23 protein-coding genes are annotated in these 23,675 nt (G+C 61.5%); 12 read left to right on the plus strand and 11 right to left on the minus strand.

The window, feature by feature from the left end:
• The first annotated feature begins 80 nt into the window (after positions 1 to 80).
• Together C2I35_RS08620 and C2I35_RS08625 are read left to right on the plus strand one after the other, a co-directional pair.
• The gene (locus tag C2I35_RS08620; RefSeq protein ID WP_146049990.1) at positions 81 to 1,283 is read left to right on the plus strand and encodes a hypothetical protein; all 1,203 of its coding nucleotides are present in this window, start codon (positions 81 to 83) and stop codon (positions 1,281 to 1,283) included.
• Between the two features lie 21 nt (positions 1,284 to 1,304).
• Entirely contained in the window at positions 1,305 to 2,864 is a 1,560-nt protein-coding gene (locus tag C2I35_RS08625) for a phosphate ABC transporter substrate-binding/OmpA family protein (protein ID WP_103762635.1), read from the plus strand.
• 4 nt (positions 2,865 to 2,868) lie between these two features.
• Here the strand turns inward: C2I35_RS08625 and radC are convergent, their stop codons facing one another.
• From radC to dnaK, 3 genes are all read right to left on the minus strand, one after another.
• Entirely contained in the window at positions 2,869 to 3,630 is a 762-nt protein-coding gene (radC, locus tag C2I35_RS08630) for a RadC family protein (protein ID WP_103762636.1), read from the minus strand.
• A gap of 167 nt (positions 3,631 to 3,797) precedes the next feature.
• Entirely contained in the window at positions 3,798 to 4,970 is a 1,173-nt protein-coding gene (dnaJ, locus tag C2I35_RS08635; RefSeq protein ID WP_103762637.1) for a molecular chaperone DnaJ, read from the minus strand.
• 65 nt (positions 4,971 to 5,035) lie between these two features.
• Positions 5,036 to 6,952: a molecular chaperone DnaK gene (gene dnaK / locus C2I35_RS08640; protein ID WP_103762638.1), complete on the minus strand. Its 1,917-nt coding sequence runs from the start codon at positions 6,950 to 6,952 to the stop codon at positions 5,036 to 5,038.
• Positions 6,953 to 7,162: 210 nt separating this feature from the next.
• Between dnaK and C2I35_RS08645 the strand changes: the two genes are divergently transcribed.
• Positions 7,163 to 7,771, plus strand: a complete 609-nt coding sequence (locus C2I35_RS08645; RefSeq protein ID WP_103762639.1) for an alpha-ketoglutarate-dependent dioxygenase AlkB family protein — start codon at positions 7,163 to 7,165, stop codon at positions 7,769 to 7,771.
• A gap of 13 nt (positions 7,772 to 7,784) precedes the next feature.
• Here C2I35_RS08645 and C2I35_RS08650 read toward each other — a convergent pair whose 3' ends face one another.
• Together C2I35_RS08650 and C2I35_RS08655 are read right to left on the minus strand one after the other, a co-directional pair.
• Positions 7,785 to 8,396 (minus strand): SH3 domain-containing protein, encoded by a 612-nt coding sequence (locus C2I35_RS08650; protein WP_103762640.1) that lies wholly within the window; start codon positions 8,394 to 8,396, stop codon positions 7,785 to 7,787.
• On the minus strand, positions 8,393 to 9,214 hold the full coding sequence (locus C2I35_RS08655) for an ABC transporter permease (RefSeq protein WP_103762641.1): 822 nt from the start codon (positions 9,212 to 9,214) through the stop codon (positions 8,393 to 8,395). Before C2I35_RS08655 ends, C2I35_RS08650 begins: the two co-directional genes overlap by 4 nt.
• Before the next feature lie 139 nt (positions 9,215 to 9,353).
• On the opposite strand from C2I35_RS08655, the gene cysQ reads away from it, so the two are divergent.
• From cysQ to C2I35_RS08695, 8 genes are all read left to right on the plus strand, one after another.
• Positions 9,354 to 10,151 carry a 3'(2'),5'-bisphosphate nucleotidase CysQ gene (gene cysQ, locus C2I35_RS08660; protein ID WP_103762992.1) on the plus strand — a complete coding sequence of 266 codons (798 nt, stop codon included), beginning with the start codon at positions 9,354 to 9,356 and terminating at the stop codon, positions 10,149 to 10,151.
• Entirely contained in the window at positions 10,151 to 10,951 is an 801-nt protein-coding gene (locus C2I35_RS08665) for a 3-deoxy-manno-octulosonate cytidylyltransferase (RefSeq protein WP_103762642.1), read from the plus strand. Before cysQ ends, C2I35_RS08665 begins: the two co-directional genes overlap by 1 nt.
• A 118-nt stretch (positions 10,952 to 11,069) precedes the next feature.
• Complete coding sequence (locus C2I35_RS08670; protein ID WP_103762643.1) at positions 11,070 to 11,969, plus strand: UTP--glucose-1-phosphate uridylyltransferase; 900 nt, start codon at positions 11,070 to 11,072, stop codon at positions 11,967 to 11,969.
• A gap of 19 nt (positions 11,970 to 11,988) precedes the next feature.
• Positions 11,989 to 12,972, plus strand: coding sequence for a UDP-glucose 4-epimerase GalE (galE, locus tag C2I35_RS08675; RefSeq protein ID WP_103762644.1), 984 nt, complete (start codon positions 11,989 to 11,991; stop codon positions 12,970 to 12,972).
• Positions 12,973 to 13,011: 39 nt separating this feature from the next.
• Complete coding sequence (locus C2I35_RS08680; RefSeq protein ID WP_103762645.1) at positions 13,012 to 14,034, plus strand: glycosyltransferase family 2 protein; 1,023 nt, start codon at positions 13,012 to 13,014, stop codon at positions 14,032 to 14,034.
• 182 nt (positions 14,035 to 14,216) lie between these two features.
• The gene (locus C2I35_RS08685; protein WP_103762646.1) at positions 14,217 to 15,203 is read left to right on the plus strand and encodes a glycosyltransferase family 2 protein; all 987 of its coding nucleotides are present in this window, start codon (positions 14,217 to 14,219) and stop codon (positions 15,201 to 15,203) included.
• A gap of 13 nt (positions 15,204 to 15,216) precedes the next feature.
• Positions 15,217 to 16,917 (plus strand): DUF5927 domain-containing protein, encoded by a 1,701-nt coding sequence (locus C2I35_RS08690; RefSeq protein WP_103762647.1) that lies wholly within the window; start codon positions 15,217 to 15,219, stop codon positions 16,915 to 16,917.
• Entirely contained in the window at positions 16,918 to 18,348 is a 1,431-nt protein-coding gene (locus C2I35_RS08695) for a sulfotransferase family 2 domain-containing protein (RefSeq protein WP_103762648.1), read from the plus strand. It abuts the gene before it with no gap.
• Here C2I35_RS08695 and C2I35_RS08700 read toward each other — a convergent pair.
• The 6 genes from C2I35_RS08700 to C2I35_RS08725 form a co-directional block, all read right to left on the minus strand.
• Positions 18,336 to 18,800, minus strand: a complete 465-nt coding sequence (locus C2I35_RS08700; protein ID WP_103762649.1) for a PTS sugar transporter subunit IIA — start codon at positions 18,798 to 18,800, stop codon at positions 18,336 to 18,338. The genes C2I35_RS08695 and C2I35_RS08700 overlap by 13 nt on opposite strands.
• Before the next feature lie 48 nt (positions 18,801 to 18,848).
• Entirely contained in the window at positions 18,849 to 19,412 is a 564-nt protein-coding gene (gene hpf, locus C2I35_RS08705) for a ribosome hibernation-promoting factor, HPF/YfiA family (RefSeq protein ID WP_103762650.1), read from the minus strand.
• Between the two features lie 228 nt (positions 19,413 to 19,640).
• Positions 19,641 to 20,399: an LPS export ABC transporter ATP-binding protein gene (gene lptB, locus C2I35_RS08710; protein ID WP_103762651.1), complete on the minus strand. Its 759-nt coding sequence runs from the start codon at positions 20,397 to 20,399 to the stop codon at positions 19,641 to 19,643.
• Positions 20,400 to 20,897 carry a lipopolysaccharide transport periplasmic protein LptA gene (gene lptA, locus C2I35_RS08715; protein ID WP_103762652.1) on the minus strand — a complete coding sequence of 166 codons (498 nt, stop codon included), beginning with the start codon at positions 20,895 to 20,897 and terminating at the stop codon, positions 20,400 to 20,402.
• The gene (gene lptC / locus C2I35_RS08720; protein ID WP_103762653.1) at positions 20,894 to 21,517 is read right to left on the minus strand and encodes an LPS export ABC transporter periplasmic protein LptC; all 624 of its coding nucleotides are present in this window, start codon (positions 21,515 to 21,517) and stop codon (positions 20,894 to 20,896) included. Before lptC ends, lptA begins: the two co-directional genes overlap by 4 nt.
• Positions 21,518 to 21,519: 2 nt before the next feature.
• Positions 21,520 to 22,131, minus strand: a complete 612-nt coding sequence (locus tag C2I35_RS08725) for a ribonuclease D (RefSeq protein WP_103762654.1) — start codon at positions 22,129 to 22,131, stop codon at positions 21,520 to 21,522.
• Positions 22,132 to 22,547: 416 nt separating this feature from the next.
• Between C2I35_RS08725 and C2I35_RS08730 the strand changes: the two genes are divergently transcribed.
• Positions 22,548 to 23,561 carry a TRAP transporter substrate-binding protein gene (locus C2I35_RS08730; protein WP_103762655.1) on the plus strand — a complete coding sequence of 338 codons (1,014 nt, stop codon included), beginning with the start codon at positions 22,548 to 22,550 and terminating at the stop codon, positions 23,559 to 23,561.
• Positions 23,562 to 23,675: the final 114 nt, after the last annotated feature.

A 23,675-nucleotide genomic window follows, 5' to 3' on the forward strand; every position in this document is an offset into this window, starting at 1 on the left:
ATGACACCCACTGGTTGCCTTCAAGCAGCCATGTTCATCGACTAGCGATCTTTTGACCTATGAAGGTGTGGGAGATCGTTATGATCAAGTTGGGGAATTCGAAACGTATCGCCATGGCCGGCGTGACCTTGGGCTGCGCCCTTGGGATTGGCTATTTCATGCAGTTGTCGAGTGGCGATCGCAACGTGCCTTCGGCGCAGGCATCCGCGATTGATCCCGCGTCTGCCGATGCGTTCGCGCAGGCGTTCGTGGGAGCGACACCCAAACCGGCAGATACGGCGCAGTCGCCTGTCACGGTTCCTGTCGAAGAAAAGATTGGAGTGACCGCGCGGGCGGAAGAGCGCGAGGCGCCGGTCCTTGCCGCCGACGCCGGGAAAGATGAGCTTTTGCAAAAGGCTGTTATGGTGACCGGGCAGAGCTTTGAGGCGGATGGCCTTGAAGTTCAAAGCGTCACGCTGACGTCGGCCGAGCCGGTTCCACCGGCCGCGGCTCCGCAGCCCAAGGCGCTGCCCGATGCGCCGCTGCAATTGGCCGCGTTGCAGGACGCGCCGATCCGGACCTTCCCGAAGGAAGAAAAGGCCCCGGCTCTGGCGGCGTGTGAAGGCGAGATCGAGATGGTCGCGCGCCCCGACGCAGCAGCGATGGTTCAGCTGGAGCTGACCGCGCCTTGCCATGCGGACACGCAGTTCACTCTGCACCACAATGGCATGATGTTCAGTGCGATCACCGATCTCGATGGCACATGGTCGATGCAGGTGCCAGCCCTGACGCAGAGCGCGGTGTTCATCGCGGCCTTCGACAATGGCGAAGGTGCGGTGGCGCAGGCCGATGTCGATATGCTGGATTATTACGACCGTTACGTCGTGCAATGGCAGGGCCGCAGCGGGCTGCAGATTCACGCGATGGAATACGGCGCGAACTATGGCGAGCAGGGCCACGTCTGGCGCGATGCGGCTCGGGATGTATCCAGCGCAGCGACAGGCGAGGGCGGTTTCCTTCTGCGCCTTGGCGACGGGGTGATCGAGGAGACGACCCTCATGGCAGAGGTTTACACCTTCCCGACGCAGAACGCGCTGCGCGAGGGCGATATACAGGTGAGCCTCGAAACCGAGATCAACGCGGCCAATTGCGGCCGGGATATCGCGGCGCAGGCATTGATCAAGCCCGGGGCTGGGGAAATCTCGGCGCGCGACCTGACGATGGCGATCCCGGATTGCGATGCGGTGGGTGACTTTCTGGTGTTGAAAAACCTGTACGAAGACTTGAAGATCGCGCGCAACTGACGCTGCGATCCGAGGGCATCCATGAAAATGCTACGTGCGGCGGCTTACGCCGCACTTTTCCTTTTTGCGGGCGCGTTCCCGGTCAGCGCGCAGGATGTGACGCTGACGTCGCGTGACGGAAATGTCGAGATTACCGGTAACCTTCTGGGATTTGATGGCGAGTTTTACCGGGTCGATACGGTCTATGGCGAGCTGACGGTAGACGGCTCGGGCGTGGATTGCGCAGGGCCGGGCTGCCCCAATCTGGATACCTACGTGGCGCAGGTGGTGTTTTCCGGGGCGCCGACGATCGGACGGCTGTTGATGCCGGCGCTGGTCGAGGCCTTCGCCATCCGCGAAGGTTATGAAATGAGCCGCGAGACGCTGGAGGACGGCAGCTTGCTGTTGTCGATCCACGACCCGGCCGAGGCGCGCGTCGTGGGCGAGTTCCAGTTCCGGTTGACCAATTCCGACGAAGGTTTTGCCGACCTGATCGCGGATGTGGCGGACATTGCCATGTCGATGCGCGAGATCCGCCCCCGAGAGGTGCGGCTGGGCAAGGATGCGGCGCTGGGCGACATGTCGGCCAATGGGCGCGGGCGGGTCATGGCGCTGGAGGCGCTGGTGCCGGTGGTGGCGCCGTCGAACCCGGTGCAGCAGGTGACGCTGACGCAATTGGCCGAGGTTCTGTCGGGCAAGATCGATAATTGGAACGCGCTGGGTGGGCCGGACGCGCCGATCGCGGTACATCTTTTCGATGCGCGGTCCGGGCTGGGACAGGCCAGCGAGGATCTTGTGGTGCGCCCGGCGGGCGTGAGTTTTGCCGAGACCGTCACCCGCCATGCCGACGGCGTGTCGCTGGCCGAGGCGGTGGCGGAGGACCCGTTCGCAATGGGCCTGATGGCGCGGGCCGAGACGGGGAACACGCTGACGCTGGCGCTGAGCGGAGAATGCGGGTTCGCGTTGCGCGCCACGCGGCGGGCGGTCAAGACCGAGGATTATCCTTTGACCGCACCGATGTTCCTGTACCTGCCGGCGCGGCGCCTGCCAAAGCTGGGGCGGGAGTTCCTGGCATATCTGAAGGACCCGTCGGCGCAGCTGGTGATCCGGAGGGCAGGTTTCGTGGATCAGGCGCCGGAGGAGATCGGGATCAACGAACAGGGCGACCGCTTTGCCAATGCGATTGCGCAGGCGGGCGAGGAGCTGGGGCTGGAGGAGCTGCAGCGCATGGTGTCGGCCCTGACGTCGCTCAAGCGGCTGACAACCACGTTCCGGTTCGAGGCCGGGTCGGCGCGGCTGGATGCACAGTCACGCTCGAACGTGGCACAGCTTGCGCGGGCGATGGAAGTTGGCAAGTACGATGCGCGGCGGCTGGTCTTCGTGGGGTTCAGCGACGGGGCGGGTCCAGCCGACAACAATCGGCGGATCGCGCTGCGCCGGGCCGAGGCGGTACGCAGTGCTGTTGTCGCGGCGGCGGAGATGGCGAACATGGATCGGATCACGACAGAGCTGGAAGCCTTTGGCGAGGCGATGCCGATGGCCTGTGACGGTACCGGCTGGGGCCGGCGGATCAACCGGCGGGTCGAGGTTTGGGTGCGGTAGCGCCCTAGATCAGGCCTTTGCTGCGGAAACTGGTTTCGCAGGATTTGCCGATGATGATGTGATCGTGCAGCGTGATGCCAAGCGCGCTTGCCGCCGTCTCGATCTGTATGGTCATGTCGATATCGGACTGGGAGGGCGTGGGATCGCCCGATGGGTGATTGTGCACGAGGATCAGCGCGCTGGCGTTGAGATGCAGGGCACGTTTGACCACTTCGCGCGGATAGACCGGCACGTGATCGACGGTGCCGCGCGCCTGTTCCTCGTCGGCGATGAGCGTGTTGCGGCGATCCAGGTAGAAGACGCGGAACTGTTCGATATCCCGGTGCGCCATGGCCGTGTGACAATAGTCCAGCAGGGCATCCCAGCTGGAAACGATGGGGCGCTGGGCGACGCGGGACCGCGCGAGGCGGTGGGCGGCGGCCTCGACCACCTTGAGTTCGCAGATCACGGCCTCGCCCACACCCGGAACGGTGCAAAGCTGATCGAAGGGGGCGGAGATCACGGCGTTGAAGCTGCAGAACTGTTCAAGCAGGGCATGCGCCAGCGGTTTGACATCGCGCCGAGGGATTGCGCGGAAGAGCACGAGTTCGAGCATCTCGTAATCCGGCAGCGCTTCGGCGCCGCCGGCCATGAAGCGGTCACGCAGGCGCTTGCGGTGGTCGCGGATGTAGGAAGGTTGTTTGCCGGGCACGTTCGCGGAAACGGGAACCTCGTCGCTGTCGAAGAGCGGCAGGGACATTTCCTTGAAGGCGCGCGAGTCGGGCATGGCCCGAAGGTGACGCGGGAAGGTTAGTGAATGGTTAATGCCGGAAGAGAGGCCCCGGGTCAGGCCCGGGGCGGGGCTTTGCGTTGGCGTGACGCCATCCCGGACCTGATCCGGGATCTCATGCAGTCAGAGATCCGCAGGTCAGACCCGAGGATGAGGTTTGCGCTTTAGCTTTTCATCGAGTCCCAGAAGCCCTTCACCGATTTGAAGAAGCTCTTGGTTTCCGGGTTGTTGTCCTCTGACAGCGTGTCGAACTCCTTGAGGATTTCCTTTTGCCGCGAGGTCAGGTTGACGGGTGTTTCCACCGCCAGTTCGATGAACATGTCGCCGTGACCGCCGCCACGCAGGGCGGGCATGCCCTTGCCGCGCAAGCGCATCTGGCGCCCCGATTGCGAACCCTCGGGGATCTTGACCCGGCTGCGGCCGCCGTCGATCGTCGGCACCTCGATATCGCCGCCGAGCGCGGCCTTGGCGACCGAAACGGGGACGCGGCAGAAAAGGTTGGTGTCCTCACGCTCGAATATCTTGTGCGGCGCGACCTCGAGGAAGATGTAAAGATCGCCTGCCGGACCGCCGCGCATTCCGGCCTCGCCCTCGCCGGCGAGGCGGATGCGGGTGCCAGTTTCGACGCCTGCGGGAATGTTCACCGAAAGCGAGCGGTCCTGTTGCGTGCGGCCCTGGCCGCCGCAGGTGTTGCAGGGGTTCTTGATGATCTGGCCGAGGCCCGAGCATGTTGGGCAGGTGCGTTCGACCGTGAAGAAGCCCTGTTGCGCACGAACCTTGCCCATGCCCGAGCAGGTCGGACAAGTCGTCGGTTCGGCGCCGCCTTCGGCCCCGGACCCGTCACAGGAATCGCATTTGACCGAGGTGGGCACATTGATGGTCTTTTGCAGGCCACGATACGCGTCGTCCAGATCGACGCGCAGGTTGTAGCGCAGATCGGCGCCACGCGCCGCACGCTGGCGTCCGCCGGGACCACCACGGGCACCGCCGCCCATGAAATCGCCGAACAAGTCGTCGAACACGTCGGAAAACGCGCTGGCAAAATCGCCCTGACCGGGACCGCCTGCGCCGCCGAACCCGCCACCGGGTCGCGCACCGGCACCCGTGCCGCCCTCGAAGGCCGCGTGACCGAAACGGTCATAGGCCGCCTTCTTCTCGGCGTCCTTCAGGATGTCGTAGGCCTCGCCCGCTTCCTTGAACTTCTTCTCGGAATCGGGGTTGTCCTTGTTGCGGTCGGGGTGAAGCTCTTTGGCCTTGGTGCGGTAGGCTTTCTTGATCTCGTCGGCACTGGCGCCCTTGGACACGCCAAGAACCTCGTAATAATCGCGTTTGGCCATCGGATGTCTCCTTTATATCGGAGAGCAGGGGGCGCGGATGCGCCCCCTGCCTGTCCGTTTGACGCTTAAGCGCGTTTATCGTTGTCGAGGTCCTCGAAATCGGCGTCGACGATGTCTTCGTCGTCTTTGCCCATTTCGTCGGCGCCCGCAGGTTCGTCATCGCCGTCGTCCTGGCTGGCCTTGTAGATCGCCTCGCCCAGTTTCATGGCGGCCTCGGTCACGTTCTGGATGCCGGCCTTGATCTTGTCGGCGGTGGCATCCTCTTTCTCGAGGTCGTCCTTGAGGGCCGAGATGGCCAGTTCGATGGCCTCGATGGTGGACGGATCGACCTTGTCCGAATGCTCTTCCATCGACTTCTCGGTCGAGTGGATGAGGCTTTCGGCCTGGTTGCGGGCCTCGACCAGGGCGCGGCGTTCCTTGTCCGCGTCGGCATTGGCCTCGGCGTCCTTGACCATCTTGTCGATGTCCTCCTCGGACAGACCGCCCGATGCCTGGATGGTGATCTTCTGCTCCTTGTTCGTGCCTTTATCCTTGGCGGAAACAGAGACGATGCCGTTGGCGTCGATGTCGAAGGTCACCTCGATCTGGGGCATGCCGCGCGGGGCCGGCGGAATGTCCTCGAGGTTGAACTGACCCAGGATCTTGTTGTCCGCGGCCATTTCACGCTCGCCCTGGAAGACGCGGATCGTCACGGCCGACTGGTTGTCTTCGGCGGTGGAGAAGATCTGCGACTTGTTGGTCGGGATCGTGGTGTTGCGGTCGATCAGGCGGGTAAACACGCCACCCAGCGTTTCGATGCCGAGCGAGAGCGGGGTCACGTCGAGCAGGACAACATCCTTGACGTCACCTTGCAGAACGCCGGCCTGAATGGCGGCGCCCATCGCGACCACCTCGTCGGGGTTCACGCCCTTGTGCGGCTCCTTGCCGAAGAACTTGGTCACTTCCTCGACGACCTTGGGCATACGGGTCATGCCGCCGACGAGAACGATCTCGTCGATGTCGCCAGCCGAGAGACCCGCATCCTTGAGCGCGGCCTTGCAGGGCTTGAGCGAGTTGGTGATCAGGTCACCGACCAGGCTTTCCAGCTTGGCGCGGGTCAGTTTCATGACCATGTGCAGCGGCGAGCCGTCGGAGCCCATCGAGATGAACGGCTGGTTGATCTCGGTCTGGGACGAGCTGGAAAGCTCGATCTTGGCTTTCTCGGCCGCCTCTTTCAGACGTTGCAGCGCCATCTTGTCCTTGGTCAGGTCGACGCCGTGTTCCTTTTTGAACTCGTCGGCAAGGTAGTTGACGATGCGCATGTCGAAGTCTTCACCGCCGAGGAACGTGTCGCCGTTGGTGGATTTCACTTCGAAAAGGCCCTCGTCGATTTCGAGGATGGTCACGTCGAACGTACCGCCGCCAAGGTCATAGACCGCGATGGTGTGCGTGTCTTCCTTGTCGAGGCCATAGGCCAGCGCGGCCGCGGTCGGCTCGTTGATGATGCGCAGCACTTCGAGACCGGCGATCTTGCCGGCGTCTTTCGTGGCCTGACGCTGGGCGTCGTTGAAGTAGGCGGGCACGGTGATGACGGCCTGCGTCACTTCCTCGCCGAGGTAGCTTTCGGCGGTTTCTTTCATCTTGCCGAGGATGAAGGCCGAGATCTGGCTGGGCGAATACTTGTCGCCCTTGGCGCGCACCCAAGCGTCGCCATTGCCACCGTCGATCACTTCGAACGGCATGTTCTTCTTGTCCTTGGCCAGATCGCTGTCGTCCGCACGACGACCGATCAGGCGCTTGACGCCGAAGATGGTGTTTTCGGGGTTGGTGACCGCCTGGCGTTTCGCCGGCTGGCCGACAAGGCGCTCGTCGTCGGTGAAGGCGACGATCGAGGGCGTGGTGCGTGCACCTTCGGAGTTCTCGATGACGCGCGCTTGCGAGCCATCCATGATGGCGACGCAGCTGTTGGTGGTTCCGAGGTCAATACCAATGACTTTGGACATGTTTTTCGATCCCTTCTGTTCTTAAGGCGATTGAGGGGCGACCGGACCCGTCAAAGGCATCTGGCCACCATGTGAGTTACAGATACCGAAAGCGGTCTCTGCGCTTCGGACGGTATATAGGCAGGGGACTATGACCCTGCAAGCGGTTGAAAAGCGGTGAATCGCAGGATTCGGGTTTTAATTTGACGGATTCGATGGAATTCGGGGTACATGGCACAGGAGACGCTGGAGATACGCGGTTTCCGCATTTTCAAGGGATTCCTTGAAGCGGCGGAGCAGGCTGCGCTGGTGGAGGCGCTGCGGGGCGTGGTGCGCGCCGCGCCGCTGTTTTCGCCGATGACGCCCTATGGCAAGCCGATGCGGGTCAAGTTGACCTCGGCCGGACGCTATGGCTGGGTGTCCGACAGGCGGGGATACCGGTACGAGCCGCGGCATCCGGACGGTATGGCGTGGCCGCCGATCCCCGAAGAGGTGCTGCAGATTTGGCGCGATCTGGTGAGCAGTGAGCGCATGCCGGATTGCTGCCTCGTAAACTTCTACGATGCAGATGCGCGGATGGGGATGCACCAGGATCGGGACGAGGCCGATTTCAGCTGGCCGGTGCTGTCGGTATCCTTGGGGGACGAGGGGCTGTTCCGGATCGGGAACGCGACGCGGGGCGGCAAGACGGAATCGCACTGGCTGCAATCGGGGGACGTGGTGGTGATGGGCGGTGACGCGCGGCTGACCTATCACGGGATCGACCGGATCAAGCCGGGCACCTCGATGCTGCTGGAAAAGCCGGGGCGGATCAACCTGACATGCCGGGTCGTGGATTAACGCCGGAAGTTGGTCAGCGTGCAAGGTTGCAGCAGCCTGTGAGGTAGGTGACACCGGACTCTTCGGTGACGAAGAGATCGACGCTCATTCCATAAAAACGGTCGGACATGCCGTCGGTGCAGGCGTCACGCTGGAACATGAAGGTAAAGACCTGGGTTTGCGCCTGGCCGAAAATCGCATAGCGGTCGGTGCGGTTTTCAGAGGTGACGGGATCGAGAGTCGCGACAGAGATGGGATCGTCGTCCATGCGGTCGAGCGTGGCCGTGGAGGTCCTGGCAACATCGAGCGACCAGAACGGCTCGGTTCCGGCGCACATCAGCGGGCGGGGCAGCTGATCGTCCGGCTGATCCGGGCGTCGGTCCAGGAAGCGCAGGGCGACCCAGCCCGACGTCTCTTCCACATTGACGCGAGCCCATTCTCGGCTTTCGTCGAATGCGACGACTTCGATGAAGCGGGCGTCGGCGGTCAGCTTTGCGACGATGGAGTTTCCGACGCCGGGACCTGCGCGGACATTCAGGACGTCGTCAGGTGCGACGCCCGAGACATCGTAGAAGGCAGGTAGCGCCTGAGCATGGGCGAAGGTGGCGCACAGTAGAAGGGCACAGGTCGCGAGAAGTGTTCTCATCTGCGGGCGTACCAACTGCTGGAGGCGAATTGCCGGGTGTAGAATTCCGCCAGTAGCCCGATGACGAGAAGAACGCAGCCTACGATAACCGCGTATTCGACACTGGTGTTGCGCGGGAAGTAGTTGGCGAAGACGTACCCACGGCACTGATCGATGGCGTGAAAGAGCGGGTTCCAATCGAACATCGCCAGCATGTAGCCGGGCAGCGTATTGGCGACGAAAAGCTTGCCCGAGGCGATCATGTTGGCCCGGGTATAGACGATCTGGATCAGGTTCACGGCGGTCGGGAACCACGGCTTGGCCGCCATGACCAGCAGACCCACGCCGCAGCCGGTGAACCAGGCCAGCAACAGCATTCCGAAGGCGCCGATGGGATCGGCGATCTCGATCCGTTGAAAGGCGGTGTGATAGATGAACAGGATCACCAGGGCCGACAGGACCTGTATGTAAAGGGAGCCAAGCGCGGCGGAGGTGATCGATATGATCGTGTTCATCGGCGCGTGCTGCATCATCGGCGATGACGGGCCCGCCGCACCCGCCACGGCGCCCAGCGCCTTGACGTGGGTAAGGTAGAGAAACACGCCGGACATCATGTAGAGCAGGAAGTCGCCGCGCAGCTTGGCCCCGCGCAGGCCAAGGACCGAGAACATGAAGTAGAAGGCAAGAACGAAGATGATCGCGGTGCTGATGTTGAGGAAAAGCGCCATGAACGCGTTGCCATGCGCGCTGCGCACGTCGCGGACCGTAGTATGATAGATCAGCTCGCAAATCGTCATGATGGACGAAAGAACCGATTTCTTGCGCGTATTCTGGAACATGACCTGTCTGAAGCAACCGCCTTGTTGTGAAATTCTCGCACGGAATTCTTGCTGTCCCGTTAGTGACATATCATAAGGGGCGCGCATCAGTCCCGCAACAAACGCCTTTGTGCGTTGGACAAAAGAATTGGAGCAGGCATTGGATTACGACAATCTTGTCACGGTCATGCGGAGGCTGGCGCTGGAAGCCGGCGACCGGATCATGGAGATCTACGACATGGACGATTTCGACGTGAAGGTGAAATCGGATGACAGCCCTGTCACCGCGGCGGACGAGGCGGCGGACAAGATCATCTCGGACGGCCTGCGGGCGACGTTTCCCGATGTGGCCCTGATCACCGAGGAACAGGTCGCGACCCATGGCGAGCAGGCCGACACGTTCCTGATCGTCGATCCGCTGGACGGAACCAAGGAATTCATCCATCGGCGCGGCGATTTCACCGTCAACATCGCCTATGTCGAGAACGGCGTGCCGACGCGCGGCGTGGTCTATGCGCCGGCCAAGGGACGGATGTTCTTTACCCGCGCCGACGGGGTTTCGGTGGAGGAAACCGGACCCTTCGCACGGCACAGGTCGGGCGCGCTGAAAAAGATCAGGGTGTCCGATCCGGACAACGCGGCGCTGATGGTCGTGGCCAGCAAGTCGCACCGCGACCAGGCGACGGATGATTACATCAACAAATATGCCGTGAGAGACATGAAAAGCGCCGGATCCTCGCTGAAGTTCTGCCTGATCGCGACGGGAGAGGCAGACATCTATCCGCGCCTTGGCCGGACCATGGAATGGGATACCGCCGCCGGGCACGCGGTGCTGTTGGGCGCCGGGGGCCAGGTGGTGCGATTCGATGACCAGACACCGCTTCGCTATGGCAAGGAGGCTTACGCCAACCCGTTCTTCATTGCCTATGCGCCCAAGGTGGAGCTGAAGCCCGCCTGATGAGTGTGTTGGTGGTCATCCCGGCACGCTATGCCTCGAGCCGCTATCCGGGCAAACCGTTGGCCGTTCTGCGTGGTGCGGATGGCACGGAAAAGAGCCTGATCGAACGCAGTTGGCTTGCGGCCACGAGTGTCTCGGGTGTCGACCGGGTGGTCGTGGCCACGGATGACACGCGGATCGAGCAGGCGGCACGCGGTTTTGGTGCCGAGGTCGTGATGACCTCGCCGGACTGCGCCAACGGGACGGAACGCTGTGCCGATGCGCTGCGAAATCTTGGTGGCGATTACGAGATCGTGGTGAACTTGCAGGGTGACGCGCCGCTGACCCCGCATTGGTTCGTCGAGAACCTGATCGCGGGAATGCGCGAAAACCCGGAAACCGATGTGGCCACACCGGTGCTGCGCTGCGACGGCCGGGCGCTGAATGGTTTCCTGGAAGATCGCGCGAATGGCCGGGTCGGCGGCACGACGGCGGTTTTTGGCCAATCGCGCCACGCGCTCTATTTTTCGAAGGAAGTGGTGCCCTATACGTCGCGTGTGTACGGCGACGGGGAAGAGACGCCGGTGTTTCACCATGTGGGGGTCTATGCCTACAGGCCCGATGCATTATATGCTTACGGCACTTGGCCGGCTGGCCCTCTGGAGACGCTGGAAGGGCTTGAACAACTACGCTTCCTCGAGAACCGGCGGTCGATCCTGTGTGTCGAGGTCGAGGCGCGCGGCCGACAATTCTGGGAACTTAACAACCCGGAAGATATTGAAAGGATAGAAGGCATGATGCGGGATATGCACATGTCATGAGCAGATCGAAGAAAAGGCGCCGCCTAGTGTCGGTTTGCCGCTTCGGACCGCTTGTGTTCCGGTCTGAGACGTGGGCCTTTTCGATTGTGTTGCCAGGAAAGCGGCAAAGGAGTTCTAGATGCGCAAGAAACTGACAAAGGCGATTTTTCCCGTCGCGGGGCTGGGAACGCGATTCTTGCCGGCAACCAAATCGGTTCCGAAAGAGATCATGACGCTGGTCGACCGCCCGCTGGTGCAATACGCCATCGACGAGGCGCGCGAAGCAGGTATCAAGGAATTCATCTTTGTCACGTCCCGCGGCAAGGGCGCGCTGGAGGATTATTTCGACAATGCGCCGCAGCTTGAGCAGGAGTTGCGCAAGAAGGGCAAAGACGAGCTTCTGGAAATTCTGAAGTCGACCAACATGGACAGCGGCGAGATCGCCTATACCCGGCAGAACAAGGCGCTGGGCCTGGGCCACGCCGTGTGGTGCGCGCGGCGCCTTATCGGCAACGAGCCTTTCGCGGTGATCCTGCCCGACGATGTGATCGCGGCGGAAAAGTCCTGCCTGGCGCAGATGGCCGAGGCGTTCAAGGAAACCGACGGCGAGAACAACATGGTCGCCGCCATGGAGGTGCCCGAGGACAAGGCGTCGGCCTATGGTGTGCTGGACGTGAAGGAGGATATGGGCCGGATCGTTTCGACCAAGGGCATGGTGGAGAAACCCGCCCCCGGCGAGCAGCCATCGAACCTGGCCGTGATCGGGCGCTATATCCTGACGCCGACGGTTTTGCAGAAACTGAACAAGAAACAGACCGGCGCCGGCGGAGAGATCCAGCTGACGGATGCCATTGACGCGGCCCGGGGCGAAGGCGAAGAGGTCCTGGGGTATCGGTTCGAGGGTGAACGGTTCGACTGCGGCTCGAAGTCCGGGTTCCTTCAGGCGACAGTGGCCTTTGCGTTGAACCGGCCCGAGTTGCGCGACGACCTGCTGAACTATATCACGGATGTGGTGCAGCCCGCCAAGGCCGCGCAATAACGAAGGAGTGCGGCGCCCCTTGCCTAATGTTCTTGTCACCGGCGGCGCGGGCTATATCGGTTCGCATGCCTGCAAGGCGCTGGCAGGTGCCGGCTATACCCCCGTTACCTATGACAACCTGAGCACTGGTTGGGCGGACGCCGTGAAGTTCGGCCCGTTCGAGCAGGGCGACCTGCGTGATCGGGCGCGGCTGGACGCGGTGTTTGCGGCCTACCAGCCCATCGCGGTGCTGCATTTCGGGGCGCTGAGCCAGGTGGGCGAGAGCATGCGCGAGCCGGGCCTCTATTGGGATAACAACGTCACGGGCTCGTTGGTTCTGCTTGAGGCGGCGGTGGCGGCGGGCTGCGAACGGTTCGTATTTTCCTCGACCTGTGCCACCTATGGCGATCAGGATAACGTCGTGCTGAACGAGGACAGCCCGCAGGCCCCGATCAACGCATATGGCGGGTCGAAGCGGGCGATCGAGAACATGCTGCGTGATTTCGAGGCGGCACACGGGTTGCGGCACGTGATCTTTCGGTATTTCAACGTGGCCGGGGCGGACCCCGAGGCCGAGGTGGGCGAGTTCCACCAGCCGGAAACGCACCTTGTGCCGCTGATCCTGGACGCGATCGACGGCAAGCGCGACGCGCTGACGATATTCGGCACGGATTACGACACGCCCGACGGTACGTGCATACGCGATTACGTGCATGTCTGTGACCTGGTGGATGCGCATGTGCTGGGCTTGAAATGGCTGGAGGACGACAAGGGCAGCCGGGTGTTCAACCTTGGGACCGGAAGCGGTTTCTCGGTGCGCGAAGTGGTGGAGCATGCGCGCAGCATCACGAACAAGGAGGTGCCCGTTGTCGAAGGTCTGCGGCGGCCGGGGGACTGTACCAAGCTGGTGTCGGGCTCGGAGCGGGCGGTGTCGGAGCTGGGCTGGACTCCGGGCCGCTCGACCCTGGACGAGATGATCCGCGATGCGTGGCGGTGGCATCAAACTGGACATTACGAAAAATAACGCCGACCCTGAGGTCGAAGGAAGGGTCAGGCAGGACGAATGAGCGTGCTGTTGCAAGCATGGGAGGCGTACAGGCTTCGGTGGAAGCGCCGGCGCCTGTTGTTTCGCGCGCTGCGCAAGCGGCGGCAGTTGCGCCCGGTTGTGGATCGCACCGACCGGATCGCGCCGGGAGACATCCTGTGCTTTTCCACCGTGCGGAACGAGGCGGTGCGCCTGCCGTTCTTCCTGCAGCATCACCGCGCGCTGGGCGTGCGACATTTCCTGTTCGTGGACAATGACAGCGACGACGGCACGCGCGACTATCTGAAGGCGCAGGAGGATGTTTCCCTGTGGTGGACGCAGGCCAGCTACAAGCTGTCGCGCTTTGGCGTCGATTGGCTGACATGGTTGCAGATGCGGCACGGGCACGGGCATTGGTGCCTGACGCTGGATGCAGACGAGATCCTGATCTATCCGCATCACGAAACGCGCCCTTTGCCTGCGCTGGTCGAAAGGCTGGAGCAATCGGAGCGTGACTCGTTCGGGGTGCTGATGCTGGACATGTATCCCAAGGGGCCGCTGGCGCAGCATGACTATGCTGCCGGGGCAGATCCGTTCGAGCGGCTGTGCTGGTTCGACGGCGGGAATTACATGATCCAGAAAAAGCCTGACCTGCATAACCTCTGGATCCAGGGGGGTGTGCGGGCGCGGAAGTTCTTTGCCGACCGGCCCGAGCGGGCGCCGACGATGGGCAAGATGCCCTTGGTGAAATGGAACCGACGCTATGCCTATGTCAGCAGCGCGCACTCGCTGTTGCCCCGTCGGCTGAACCGAGTTTACGACGAGGACGGTGGCGAGCGTCTGTCGGGGGTCTTGCTGCATACGAAGTTTCTGAACACGGTGGTGGACCGGTCCGCCGAGGAAAAGCAGCGGCAGGAGCATTTTGCCAACAGCGACCTTTACGACAGCTACTATGACGCGCTGACCGGGAACCCCGATCTTTGGTGCCCAGCCTCGACGCGGCTGATCGGATGGCGGCAGCTGGAGGCGATGGGCCTGATGTCAAAGGGCAATTGGATCTGAGGGCCAGAATTGATTGCGTTTTGGAAACAATCTCTTATACCGATTGAAGGGGAACGGAACCGGCCTTTGCGGCGGTGTACCATTTTGGAAAAGAATGTATTAACACGATGCGTGTATGGTGGCGGCTGGTCAGTCCGGTGGCCCAGAGGATGTGAGTAGTGAGTTTGTTGCAGTCATATGCCATGCGGCTGCGCCGGAAGCGGCACAGGGTGCGCGCATTTCGCAAACATTTCTCGCTCAAGCCCGTGGTGGATCGCACGCGAAAGATCCGGCCTGGCGACATCCTTCTGTTCAGTACGATGCGCGACGAGTTCGTGCGCCTGCCGTTCTTTTTGCAGTATTACCGCAACCTTGGCGTTTCGCATTTCCTGATCGTGGACAACGACAGCACCGATGGCGGGCGCGAGTTCATGGCCGACCAGGAGGATGTGTCGATCTGGACCACCAAGGCCAGCTACAAGGGGTCAAAGTTCGGGGTCGACTGGCTGAACTGGTTGCAGCGCAAGTATGGCCACGGGCACTGGACGCTGGTGGTCGATCCCGACGAGCTTTTCATCTATCCGTTCTGCGACACGCGCCCCATTCGGGCGCTGACCGACTGGCTGGACACCAGTCAGGTCAAATCCTTTGGCGCGATGCTGTTGGATATGTATCCCAAGGGGCGCATCGACGACGTGCGATATTTGCCCGGACAGGACCCGTTGGAGGTTGCGGGATGGTTCGACCCCGGCAATTACGTGATCCAGAAGAATCGGCAATACGGCAACCTGTGGATCCAGGGCGGGCCGCGCAGCCGGGTGTTCTTTGCCGACCGGCCCAAGAAGGCGCCGGCGCTGAACAAGACGCCGCTGGTGCGGTGGGACAAGCGGTACACCTATATCAGCTCGACCCACACGCTTTTGCCGCGGGGGCTGAACCTGACCTATGATGAATGGGGCGGGGAAAAGGCCAGCGGGATCCTGCTGCACGCGAAGTTCCTGAACACGTTTACCGCCAAGGCCGAGGAAGAGTTGCGGCGCGGTCAGCACTATGCCGGAAGTGTCGAATACAAATCATACGCCGAGAAATTTCAGGACAGTCCTGACCTTTGGTGCAAATGGTCGGAAAAATATATAAACTGGCGGCAATTAGAAATTCTTGGGCTGATGTCCAAGGGGAACTGGGCATGAGGATGGGCAGAGGGTGAGCGTCGGCATCATAATGCTGGTCCACACGGCCTTTGACCGGGCCGAGCAGGTGGCGCGCCATTGGGCCGCCTCGGGCTGTCCTCTGGTCATTCATGCCGACCGCAACGTGCCCAACGCGACCTACCGGAAATTCGTCAACGCCCTGTCGGACCTCGATCAAGTGGAATTCGCCAGGCGCCACCGCTGCGAGTGGGGGACATGGGGGCTGGTGGCGGCGACGCAGGAAGCGTCGGAAATCATGCTACAGAGTTTTCCGGATGTGCGGCACGTCTACCTTGCCTCCGGCTCCTGCTTGCCGCTGCGCCCGGTGCAGGAGCTGATCGACTATCTGGCAGAGCGGCCTCAGACGGATTTCATCGAAAGCGCGACGACGGCGGATGTGCCTTGGACGATCGGGGGGCTGGACCACGAGCGGTTCACCCTGCGCTTTCCGTTTTCGTGGCGGCGAAATCGCAAGCTGTTCGACCGTTATGTCCGCCTGCAACGCAAGATCGGTTACAAACGGCGCATTCCAAACGGGATCGTGCCGCATATGGGCAGCCAGTGGTGGTGCCTGACGCGGCAGACCCTGTCGGCGATCCTGACGGACCCGGAGCGGGCGACCTATGACAGCTATTTCAAGCGGGTGTGGATCCCGGACGAAAGCTATTTCCAGACGCTGGCAAGGCTCTATTCCCGGCAGATCGAAAGCCGGTCACTGACCCTGTCGAAGTTCGATTACCAGGGCAAGCCGCATATTTTCTACGACGATCACCTGCAACTGCTGCGGCGGTCCGATTGCTTCGTGGCGCGCAAGATCTGGCCCTTTGCCAATCGGCTCTACAATGCGTTCCTGACCGACGCGGCAGGCGCGATGAAGCGGACCGAGCCCAACCCCGGCAAGATCGACCGGATCTTTGCCAAGGCCGTGGAACGGCGTACCCGCGGGCGGCCCGGCCTGCTGATGCAGAGCCGGTTCCCAGTGGAGGGGCGCGAGAACGGGCTGACCTGTGCGCAATACTCGGTGTTCGAGGGGTTCAGCGACCTGTTCGAGAATTTCGAGCCGTGGCTGGCCAAGGTCACCGGCACGCGGGTGCACGGCCACTTGTTCGCACCGGAGCGCGCCGAGTTTTCCGACGGCCAGACCGTGATGAACGGCGCGCTGAGCGACAGTGCGAAGTTGCGCGATTACAACCCTCAGGCGTTCCTCGCGAGCCTGATCTGGAACACGCGCGGCGAGCGGCAGTGTTTCCAGGTCGGACCGCGCGACCACATCGAGAAGATCGAGTGGTCGCTAGCCAAGGATCAGAACGCTCAGATCTCGGTGATTTCGGGCGCGTGGGCGGTGCCGCTGTTCAAGTCGAACATGAACTTCGCCGATATCCGGCAGGAGGCCGCGCTGTTGCAGCAGGTCGAAAGCAAGCACCTGGACGTTCTGCGGTCGCAGTGGGGCAAGGCGCGGGTGCGCATCTGGACCATGGCGGAATTCATCGAGGCCCCGATGGAACCCTTGCAGACGATCATCGACGAGATCGGCAAGCAAAGCGTGCATGGCCTGGCCGAGGTGCCCAAGATGGCCGACCTGACCGGGTTCGGGCAGTTCCTGCAGAACCTCAAGAATCAGGGGATGCATCCCTACCTGATGGGCGATTTCCCGGTGGAGCATCGCCTGCATGAGCCGCAGGGGCAGACGCGCAAACCCTACCTGGTGCGATAGATGGCAGGCCAATTCGACTATTTCGTCGTGTTTGCAGAGATGCGCACCGGGTCCAACTTTCTCGAGGCGAACCTGAACGCATTCGAAAACTTCGAGTGCTTCGGCGAGGCGTTCAACCCGCATTTCATCGGCTATCCCAACCGCGACGAGATCGCGGGGGTGGCGCGGCACACGCGCGATGCCGATCCGATGCAGCTGATCAAGGCGGTGCGGGACGTGCCGGACAAGATGGGCGGGTTCCGGTATTTCCATGACCACGATCCGCGCATCCTTGACGTGATGCTGGATGATCCGCGCTGTGCCAAGATCATCCTGACGCGCAATCCCCTGGACAGTTATGTCAGCTGGAAGATCGCGCAGGCGACGGGCCAGTGGAAGCTGACCAACGTCAAGCAGCGTAAGGACAGCCAGGTGCGGTTCGACAAGGCCGAGTTCGAGACGCACGTGACCAAGCTGCAGGAGTTCCAGGTGTTCCTGCTGAACCGGCTGCAAGCGTCGGGTCAGGCGGCGTTCTACATCGCCTACGAGGACCTGCAGAACCTTGATGTGCTGAACGGTCTGGCGAAGTTTCTGGGCAGCGACGAACGGCTGGAGGCGCTGGACGCGTCGCTGAAAAAGCAGAATCCCAGCGGGCTTGAAGACAAGGTGTCCAACTTCAGGGATATGGAACAGGCCTTTGCCGGTCTGGATCCGTTCAACCTGACCCGGACGCCGAATTTCGAGCCGCGCCGGGGGCCGGCGGTGCCCGCTTTCGTGGCCGGGGCGCATGCGGCACTCCTGTATATGCCGATACGGTCGGGGCCGGAGGCGGCGGTATGCGACTGGCTGGCCGGGCTGGATGGCGTGGCGGTGGACGACCTGCCAACCAAGCTGAACCAGAAGGAGTTGCGCCAGTGGAAACGGCGCAAGCCGGGGCATCGCGGCTTTACCGTGTTGCGGCATCCGGTGGCACGTGCCCATGCGGCATTCTGCGACAAGATCCTGCAAACCGGGCCGGGATGCTTCTTGGACATCCGCAAGACGCTGCGCAATTTTCACAAGCTGCCGCTGCCGGGGAAGATGCCGGACGAGGGGTATGATCGCGAGACGCACAAGCTGGCCTTTGCCGCGTTTCTGCAGTTTCTGAAGGCGAACCTTGCCGGGCAGACGAATATCCGGGTGGATGCGCATTGGGCCACACAGTCGTCCATCATGCAGGGTATGGCACAGTTCAGCCTGCCGGACATCGTGCTGCGCGAGGACGAGCTGGCCGAGGCGCTGCCGCGCCTTGCGGCGTCGGTGGGATATGACGCGGCCGCGGCGCCTGCGAGACCGGCGCCAGATCAGCCATTCTCGATCGACGAGATCTATGATGAAGAGATCGAGTCGCTGGTCAGCGACATCTACCAGCGGGACTACATGATGTTCGGGTTCCGGGCCTACGCCGCCTGAACCGACTGCGATTCCGTTATGATCGTGTGCAACGTCGCCGGGTCGTCATTGGCGCGCAGCTTGGCGCAGATCGAAGGATCGCGCAGGGTTCGCGAGACAAGCGCCAATGCCTTGAGATGCTCTACACCGGCATTCTCGGGCGCGAAGAGGGCGAAGGCGAGGTCGACCGGCTGGCGGTCGACCGAGTTGAAATCGATGGGCGTGTCCAGAAGCACGAGCGCACCGACGACCATGTCGATGCCCTCCAGCCGCGCGTGCGGCAGGGCGACGCCATGCCCCACGCCGGTGGGCCCAAGGTTTTCCCGTTCGATCAGGGCATCCACCACCTTTTGCGGATCGAGGCCATAGACGGACTCGGCAATGCTGCCGAGTTCGTGCAACAGCCGCTTCTTGCTGGACACGGAGGAGTAGACCCGGACCGCGTCAGGCCGCAAAATCTGAGTGAACTGCATTCAGCTATGCTCCATCGGCGGCCGGCGCCGCCTTGCTTGCTCGATAATTTAAGGGTCGATCCATCCGATATTGCCATCATCGCGGCGATACACGACGTTCAACCCTTCTTTCCCTTCATTTCGGAACACGAGCACCGGTGCGCCGGCAAGCTCCATCTGCATGACTGCTTCGCCGACCGACAAAGAGGGAATATGATGTTCCATCTCTGCAACGATAACGGGCTGGAGGCTTTCTGGTTCCGATTCTTCCCCTTCGCTTTCGGAGGCGAGGATATAGGCGGATGCCTGAGAAAGTTCAATAGGTTCCGCCCGCTCTCGGTGATGGTCCTTCAATCGGCGCTTGTACCGGCGCAACTGCTTTTCCAGCTTCTCGCTGCAATCGTCGAAGGCGGCGTAGATTTCATGCGCATGGGCCTTGGCCGTGGCCGTCATGCCCGTGGACAGGTGAATCGTCGCTTCGCAGACGAATTCGCTCGCGCTTTTTGAAAAGAAGACATGCGCGTCCGTGGGGCGTTCGGCGTATTTTTCCACAATGGAGGTCAACTCGTTCTCGACATGAGTCTGCAAAGCCTGGCCGACATCGATTTGTTTTCCACTGATTTGATAGCGCATTCAGAACCTCCAAGATGCGGACAGAAGTGACCTTCGGGGCGGTGTTTCGCCCTGATCTGGGTCAATTCTGTGAGGGATAAAATGACGTTTTCTGTGTGCTCGGCCTCGGCCCAAGTGATGGGTCGCACGGTTCGAACAGTGCAAAAACCGAAAGCGTCATACCTCATTTGATCCGCGATATGGGCGTCTTGTCAATGGAGATTGCGTTAACGTGTGGCGTAACATCGCTCAGGATATACGAAAATTTTCGCCGAGGTAGACGCGGCGGACGTTTTCGTTCGACACGACCTCGTCCGGGGTGCCAGACATCAGGACTTGGCCGTCATGCAGGATATAGGCGCGGTCCACGATTTCGAGCGTTTCGCGGACGTTGTGATCGGTGATCAGCACGCCGATGCCGCGTTTCTTGAGATCCGCGACCAGGTGGCGGATGTCACCGACCGAGATCGGGTCGACCCCGGCAAAGGGTTCGTCGAGCAAAAGATACTTGGGCCGAGCGGCAAGGCAGCGGGCGATTTCCACCCGGCGGCGCTCCCCGCCAGACAGCGCCAGGGCAGGGGCGCGGCGCAGGTGTTCAATGGAGAATTCCGACAAAAGCTCTTCGAGCCGTTTGCGGCGTTTGTGCCGGTCGTCCGTGGATATATCGAGGATGGACATGATGTTGTCCTCGACCGACATGCCGCGAAAGATCGACATCTCCTGCGGGAGGTAGCCCACGCCAAGCTTGGCGCGGCGGTACATGGGCAGGGCCGTGACATCGCGTCCGTCTATCTTGACGTGGCCGCCTTCGGGGTAGATCAGGCCGGCGATGGCGTAGAAGGTCGTTGTCTTGCCCGAGCCGTTGGGGCCAAGCAGGGCCACAACCTCACCCTGCCGCAAGGACAGGCTGACATCGCGGATCACGACGCGCTTCTTGTAGCTTTTGCGCAGGTTCTCGACCGACAGACCGGTGCTTTCGTGGGCAATATGCAGGTCGGGACGTGCCATTTACTGATCGCCATTCTCGGGTTGCAGGATGGTCTTGACCCGGCCGGTGACGCGGGCGGTGCCCGCGCGCGTGTCGACGAACATCTTGTCGCCGGTCAGTGCGTTGGGGCCCTGCACGAGAAGCACGTCGCCCTGCATTTCGATCAGGCCAGTGTCGACGTTGTAATCGGCCTGCGACGCCTCGGCGGCATCCTCACCGCTGACGAGGGTGACACCTCCGGTTGCCTGAAGCTGCTCGATCCCGCTTTGATCATCCTTGTACACCACAAGGACGCGCGGCGCGGACAGACGCATTTCACCTTGTCCGATCAACACATTGCCAGTGAAAACAGCGGAGCCGTCTTGCTGGTTCACGTCGAGGTTGTCGGCGGTAACCTCGACGGGAAGCGTGCTGTCCTGCGCGGTGTTGCCGAAGGCGATCTGCGCTCCTTGGGCCAGAGCGGCAATCGGATGGCACAACAGGATGAGTGCGATCAAAATGCGAAACGAATGGGTCACTGTTCAATGTCCTCGGCGGGCTGAGGCGTATATATCAGCTTCACACCGTCGGTGAAAACCAAATGTGCTTCACCGGTTTCCTCGTCCCCGGTCAGCACCATGCGTCCAGCCGTAAGGTCACCGGGCGGACCCTTGCCAGAGACCTGGCCCGGCGTTTCGGCGTACAGCACATCCAGCCTGGCATCGAGGCGTTCGGTCGTCATCTTGTAGCCGGTGGAGGTGTCGACGTTAACATTGCCGATCAAAGAGGCGTTCAGATCGGATTGGTGCACGTCGCCACGGTCCGAGGTCACCGTCACGACGCTGCCTGATACGAGGTGCATTTCAGCGGTGACGTCTTCGGCATTGATCAGGCGGGGATCATCCGGCGCAGGGCGGGCGGTGTCAGCGGCGATCTTCACCTCGTCCCCGCCGCGGGTGACGCCGGCGAAGGCCGCGTTGGTGGCGCCCTGTTCCTGCGCGCGCTGTTCCAGGTCGATCTCGGCGATGGGTATGGATTTCGTGGGGTCGATGTGGCGCGATATCAGGAACAGGGTGGACAAGATTCCAAGCGCGGTCAGAGGCAGGATGATCTTCATCCATGCCACCAGCCGTGAATAGAAATTGTCCGTTGCTGCCATGATCAATGCGCGAAGATGTCCGTTTCGGGCCAGCCGGCAAGGTCCAGACGCGCGCGCGTCGGCAGAAAATCAAAGCAGCTTTCGGCAAGCTCCGTACGGCCTTCGCGCGCCAGGCGGGCGTCGAGTTCGGTTCGCAGCTGATGCAGGTAAAGTACGTCGGACGCTGCATAGTCCAGCTGTGCCTCGGTCAGATCGGACGCGCCCCAGTCCGACGATTGCTGCTGTTTCGAGATATCGATGCCGAGCAGTTCCTGAAGCAGGAATTTCAGGCCATGCCGGTCGGTATAGGTGCGGATCAGCTTGCTGGCGATCTTGGTGCAGTAGACCGGCGCGGCCAGGGCACCGAAAGCGTTGAACATCGCGGCGATATCGAAGCGGCCAAAATGAAACAGCTTCAAAACGCTGGCGTCCGTAAGAAGGCGTTCGAGGTTGGGTGCGCTTGTCTGACCCTGCATCACCTGGACGATATGCGCGTCTCCGTCACCACCCGAGAGCTGCACCACGCAGAGCCTGTCCCGGTGCGGATTCAGCCCCATCGTTTCACAGTCGATGGCGACGACAGGACCGAGGTCGAGGCCGTCTGGAAGATCGGATTTGTAGAGATGGTTGGCCATGGTCCGCCGCAGTTGTTTCAGATCTATATAGTGCGCTGCCGCGCAATTTGAGCCTGCTTAAGCGAAAAGATGCGAACGCTCAACGAAAAGCCGGACAATACTGCCGTCAGCAAAGCTGGGCTGCCGTGCCGGGAGATCCAGCGTTCGTGTCTCCATGTCAGAATGCCCATTTTTATCTCGTCCTGGGGCAAGTTCCTGTTTGATGCTCCGGCGAGAATTTATTTTCCGGCCCGTTTTAAGCCGTGATACAGGATTGCATGATAGTGGCTAACCTGCTGTCAAAAAACGAATATTTAGTCGACGGTGCCAAAGCTGGACGCTCGGGGTCGCCTTGGCGCGCTTTGTAATGCATCATTGACAGGCCAAAAGGTTGAACGCAGCCTAGACGAAATCACGAGATATTAAGGAGATTGAATATGGCTAGATACTCGCACACTTCCATGGCGATGGCCGTTGCAGGCAGCATGATGTTGAGCGCGAGCGTTGCTCAGGCAGACACTTGGCGCTACGCCTTTGAGGAGGCGCTTGACGAGGTGCAGGGCGTCTATGCTCAGAAGTTCAAGGAAGAGGTCGAGGCCAATTCCGACCACACTGTCCAACTTTTCCCCTATGGCACGCTGGGCGAATCTGCCGACACGATGGAACAGGCGCAGACCGGCATCCTGCAATTCGTCGATCAAAGCCCGGGCTTCACCGGTTCGCTGATCCCCGAGGCACAGGTCTTCTTCGTGCCCTACCTCTTGCCGCAGGACACCGAGAAGCTTGGCGAGTTCTTCCGCACCTCCAAGGCCATCAACGAGATGTTCCCCGAACTTTACGCCGAACAGGGGCTGGAACTGCTGACCATGTTCCCCGAGGGCGAGGTCTGCATGACCACGCAGGAACCCGTGACCGGGCCGCCTGACCTCGACCAGGTCAAGTTCCGCGTCATGACCAACCCGCTTCTGGTGGAAAGCTACAAGGCCTTTGGCGCGACGCCCACGCCGCTGCCCTGGGGCGAGGTCTACGGCGCGCTTCAGACCGGCATCATCCAGGGCCAGGAAAACCCGATGTTCTTCATCGAGTCGACCAAGATGTACGAGGTGACCGAAGTCATCACCTGTGCCGGCCACAACAACTTCACCACTGCGGTCATGGCCAACCAGGAATTCTATGAAGGCCTGTCGGAAGAGGACCAGACAGTGATCCAGAACGCGATCGACGTCGCCTTCGACCACATCATCGACTACCAGAAAGGTCTTCACGAAGAGAGCATCGAGAAGATCAAGGAAGCCAAGCCTGACATGCAGGTCAACACGCTCAGCGAGGAAGAGCGTCAGCCCTTCGTCGAGGCGGGCGCGTCGGTCGAGGACACGTTCCTTGAAATGACCGGCGACGGCGGCAAGAAAATCCTCGATCAGCTCAAGGCCGACCTGGAAGCCGTGCAATAACGAAATGGCTCTTCGGCGGCTGTGCCAGTTGGGCATGGCCGCCGTTGCACGCAACGGACGTGGGGACAGGTTATGTCAGACGAACACGGCTCTCAGCTACAGTCGCAGACCGAC

Source organism: Roseovarius confluentis (assembly GCF_002917925.1).
Lineage (GTDB): Bacteria > Pseudomonadota > Alphaproteobacteria > Rhodobacterales > Rhodobacteraceae > Roseovarius > Roseovarius confluentis.

Bases quoted from the DNA above. Each gene is read 5' to 3' on its own strand.
- C2I35_RS08620 (WP_146049990.1), top strand. From the start codon at position 81: ATGATCAAGTTGGGGAATTCGAAACGTATCGCCATGGCCGGCGTGACC.
- C2I35_RS08625 (WP_103762635.1), top strand. From the start codon at position 1,305: ATGAAAATGCTACGTGCGGCGGCTTACGCCGCACTTTTCCTTTTTGCG.
- radC (WP_103762636.1), bottom strand. From the start codon at position 3,630: ATGCCCGACTCGCGCGCCTTCAAGGAAATGTCCCTGCCGCTCTTCGAC.
- dnaJ (WP_103762637.1), bottom strand. From the start codon at position 4,970: ATGGCCAAACGCGATTATTACGAGGTTCTTGGCGTGTCCAAGGGCGCC.
- dnaK (WP_103762638.1), bottom strand. From the start codon at position 6,952: ATGTCCAAAGTCATTGGTATTGACCTCGGAACCACCAACAGCTGCGTC.
- C2I35_RS08645 (WP_103762639.1), top strand. From the start codon at position 7,163: ATGGCACAGGAGACGCTGGAGATACGCGGTTTCCGCATTTTCAAGGGA.
- C2I35_RS08650 (WP_103762640.1), bottom strand. From the start codon at position 8,396: ATGAGAACACTTCTCGCGACCTGTGCCCTTCTACTGTGCGCCACCTTC.
- C2I35_RS08655 (WP_103762641.1), bottom strand. From the start codon at position 9,214: ATGTTCCAGAATACGCGCAAGAAATCGGTTCTTTCGTCCATCATGACG.
- C2I35_RS08665 (WP_103762642.1), top strand. From the start codon at position 10,151: ATGAGTGTGTTGGTGGTCATCCCGGCACGCTATGCCTCGAGCCGCTAT.
- C2I35_RS08670 (WP_103762643.1), top strand. From the start codon at position 11,070: ATGCGCAAGAAACTGACAAAGGCGATTTTTCCCGTCGCGGGGCTGGGA.
- C2I35_RS08680 (WP_103762645.1), top strand. From the start codon at position 13,012: ATGAGCGTGCTGTTGCAAGCATGGGAGGCGTACAGGCTTCGGTGGAAG.
- C2I35_RS08685 (WP_103762646.1), top strand. From the start codon at position 14,217: ATGCGGCTGCGCCGGAAGCGGCACAGGGTGCGCGCATTTCGCAAACAT.
- C2I35_RS08695 (WP_103762648.1), top strand. From the start codon at position 16,918: ATGGCAGGCCAATTCGACTATTTCGTCGTGTTTGCAGAGATGCGCACC.
- C2I35_RS08700 (WP_103762649.1), bottom strand. From the start codon at position 18,800: ATGCAGTTCACTCAGATTTTGCGGCCTGACGCGGTCCGGGTCTACTCC.
- hpf (WP_103762650.1), bottom strand. From the start codon at position 19,412: ATGCGCTATCAAATCAGTGGAAAACAAATCGATGTCGGCCAGGCTTTG.
- lptB (WP_103762651.1), bottom strand. From the start codon at position 20,399: ATGGCACGTCCCGACCTGCATATTGCCCACGAAAGCACCGGTCTGTCG.
- lptC (WP_103762653.1), bottom strand. From the start codon at position 21,517: ATGGCAGCAACGGACAATTTCTATTCACGGCTGGTGGCATGGATGAAG.
- C2I35_RS08725 (WP_103762654.1), bottom strand. From the start codon at position 22,131: ATGGCCAACCATCTCTACAAATCCGATCTTCCAGACGGCCTCGACCTC.
- C2I35_RS08730 (WP_103762655.1), top strand. From the start codon at position 22,548: ATGGCTAGATACTCGCACACTTCCATGGCGATGGCCGTTGCAGGCAGC.